The following is a 3,101-nucleotide window of genomic DNA, read 5'->3' on the forward strand; positions in this document are numbered from 1 at the left end:
GGCCGGTCACGGCTGCGACAACCAGTCCGGCGAGGATGGGCGGGGCGGCGTTGGCCACCTCGAGGGGCCCTGTGGCTGCCAGCGGGAAGAGGCCGACGGCGATTCCCACGGCCAGGCAGACGAGTACCACTACCAGCGCGGTTCCGAGCGTCCCCACGGCGCCGTGCCCCACCCGGGCCAGGATGTCACGCCCACTGGCGTCCGCCCCAAAGGGCAATGACCAGGCGGGCGCTGCCAGCCTCGGGTGTGCCGAGGTGTAGGGGTCACGCAGCAGTCCGGCGCCGAGGATGAGCAGCAGGGCCGCAGCTGAAACTGCCGGCACGGCCAGGTGGCGGTGGCCCGCTGAAGGTGGGGGCTCCGCAAGCGGAAGTGTGCCGAAGCGTACTGCGGGCCCGATCAGCAGGTACCGCGCCGCCGTCGCCAGCGTTCCCACCAGCAGGGCCAGCCCCATCAGTGCCAGCATGCCGGCCTGAAGGGTGGGAATGTCCTGGGCGCTGGCCGCTCCCAGCAGCGCCCGGCCGAGCCCCGGAATGGCGTACACCTTTTCCACCGCGACGGCTCCGCCGGTCAGGCCGATGAGGACCAGCCCGAGCTGCGGCAGCACTGCCGGCAGGGCGCGCCGCAGTACCGCCCGCGTTAGCTGAACGGGCCCCGCGCCGGCCAGCCGCCACGTGGCCACCCACTTTTCCCCGAACGCGGCGCGGATGGCGTCGGACAGCAGCAGTCCCATCAGGCCGCCCGCCGGAATGCCAAGGGCGAGGGACGGCAGGACGGCGTGCTCGGGGCCTTTCCAGCCGAACGGCGGAAACCACTGGAGCCAGACGCCGCCCACCACCAGCAGCATGGCCGAAAGCAGGAACTCCGGCAGGGAGGTGAGCGCGGCCGGCAAGGCTCCGGACCCCTGCCTTCGCCGCTGCCGAAGCCCGTCCACCACTGCGGGCACGCAGATCAACAGGACTATGATCCCTGCTGCCGCTATGGCAAAACCCATCAGGGTCACCGAAACGCCCAGCGCGGCTCCGATGCCGGGACCCACAGGAGAGCTGTTGATCCAGGAGGTCCCGAGGTCCCCGGCTAGGACGCCTTGAACCCAGGACACGAACATGGCCAGGGGGCCCTGCTCGAGCCCGAGTTCGGTGCGGATGGCAGCCAGGGCTTCGGGGGTGGGTTCCCGGTCCGAGTACCGGGCGCGGAGGATGGTGTATTCAGCTCCACGGCCTGAGAGCCACGGCATCATTCCGATCAGCACCACCAGTCCGAGGAGGGCGACGATCCGCGAGGCGGTGACTTTCAGGAGCGCCGTACCGCTGGGCATCACCCTGCGGCGCCTGGCGCGCTGGTGATCCCTGTACTGCTGGTGAACCCCGTCTTGCCCGTGATCAGCGCCCGTTCCCGCGGATCCCGTGCCACGTTCCGCACCCGCCCGGATTCGCCCTGGATGACGCGTTCGTGGAGCAGCGGGATGGCCGCGTCCCGGGCCAAGATGAGGCTTTCGGCCGCGGCGATGGCAGCCCGGCGTTCAGGGCCGGCGGGAATACCTGCGGCTTTGGCCAGGGCATCGTCTACGCCTGGATCGCAGAACTGGGAGATGTTGAAGGAGCCCGCGCAGGAGAAGTCGCTGTAGAGGTAGGCAACGGGGTCACCGGAGTCCAGGACGGTGGCGCGGGACAGGATAAAAGCATCAAACTTTCCGGCCAGTGCGTCGGCCTCGATGTGCTGGTACTCGCGGACGTCCTGTTCCACGGTAAAGCCTGCGGCCTCCAGCTGCTGCTCCAGTTGAACCGCGACTTCCGGCAGTTCGGCGCGGTCGGTGAAGGTCCCAAGGCGGATGGGAGTCCCATTGACGGCAGTTGCGGCCACCCGGGTGGCGAGGTTGGCGGCGTAGTCTGCGCTGCTCCGCTCGTCCGCCGCCCACGGGAGGGCGGGGCCGAGCAGCCCGGCGGCCTTGTCTGCGCGCCCCTCATAGACCCCCTCCACGATGGTGCCGGCATCAATCGCCCCGCGGGCTGCGGCGCGGACTGCGGGATCAGCGAAGGGGCCCGACGCCGTGTTGAGATAGAGCGTGTTGGTCCGCGGCATCGGTACCTCATGTACCAGTGCCGGGTCGATCCGGGCCACTTGGCCCACCGGGATGGCTTCCACGATGTCCGCGTCACCGGTCCTTAGGGCAGCTGCCCGCGCGGTTCCGTCCGGCACGAACTGGACATCGACGCCGTCGGCTTGCGCCTTCTCGCCCCAGTATCGGTCGAAGCGGTCCAGCCGTGCTGATGAGGTGCCCTCCACCGAAGCCAGTCGGTAGGGCCCCGTACCGGCATTGACCGGAGCCACGACGCCGCCTTCCTTGTACGCGGTGGCAGCAAAGACGGCCAACTGGGGACTTGACAGCCGCTGGGGGAGGAGGGGGTCCGGCGTCGCCGTCCTGACGATCACACCGCTCGGTCCATCAGCCTGGGCGGTAAGTTCCACGCCGTCCAGAATCCTGGGCTTAGGGCTTGCCTTGGCCGCGGCGGAAAGGGATGCAACAACCTCCGCTGACGTCAGGGCCGTACCGTCGTGGAATTCGACCCCGTCCCGCAGGGTGAAGCGCCACGAGGTCTGGTCAGCCTGCTGCCAGTCCGTGGCCAATGCAGGTTTCGCTTCGCCCAGGTCGTCCAGCACCACCAGGGTCTCAGCGGTCTGCCACCGCGAGAGCTTGAAGGCGTCGTCGCTGAGCGGTGACAGCCCGGACCGCGGCGGCTGGAGCATGGCGAGCTTGATCCGGCCGGCACCGTCACCGCTTTCCGCTGCCTGCCCGCCTCCGGCGAAACAGCCAGTCAGGCCGGCGAGCAGAAGGGCCGTGATGGCAATAACGCCTGTTTTTGATCGCTTTTTGGGCATGGTGGTTACCTGTTTCCGAGGTCGGTGGAGAAGGGGAATGGCCGGCGGACAGCCGGGTCGGGCCGTTGGCTGTTTTACGTTTGGAGGGTTAGCGCTTGGCAGGCAGGAGCCGTGAAAGTCCGACGGCGGGAAGCACCGTCAGTGCCGCCATCACCGCCCAGGGCCACGCGGCGTCGGGCCCCGGCTCGGTGGCTCCCGAGTAGAGCGGCCCGAGGGCAACGTTG

Annotated in this window: 2 protein-coding genes; both read right to left on the reverse strand. The window is 69.1% G+C overall.

All coding sequences use genetic code 11. The features are described from left to right. Positions 1-1,315: ABC transporter permease (locus AC5RV1_RS21220; RefSeq protein WP_493995935.1), on the reverse strand; the 1,315-nt coding region annotated here is incomplete at its 3' end. Then, the gene (locus tag AC5RV1_RS21225; protein WP_493995936.1) at positions 1,315-2,877 is read right to left on the reverse strand and encodes an ABC transporter substrate-binding protein; all 1,563 of its coding nucleotides are present in this window, start codon (positions 2,875-2,877) and stop codon (positions 1,315-1,317) included. The genes AC5RV1_RS21220 and AC5RV1_RS21225, both read right to left, overlap by 1 nt. Between the last annotated feature and the right edge of the window lie 224 nt (positions 2,878-3,101).

This window comes from Arthrobacter sp. Hb9-2 (assembly GCF_059091165.1).

What these genes read in the sequence shown, in the direction of transcription:
- AC5RV1_RS21225 (WP_493995936.1), bottom strand. Translation starts at nt 2,877, where the DNA reads ATGCCCAAAAAGCGATCAAAAACAGGCGTTATTGCCATCACGGCCCTT.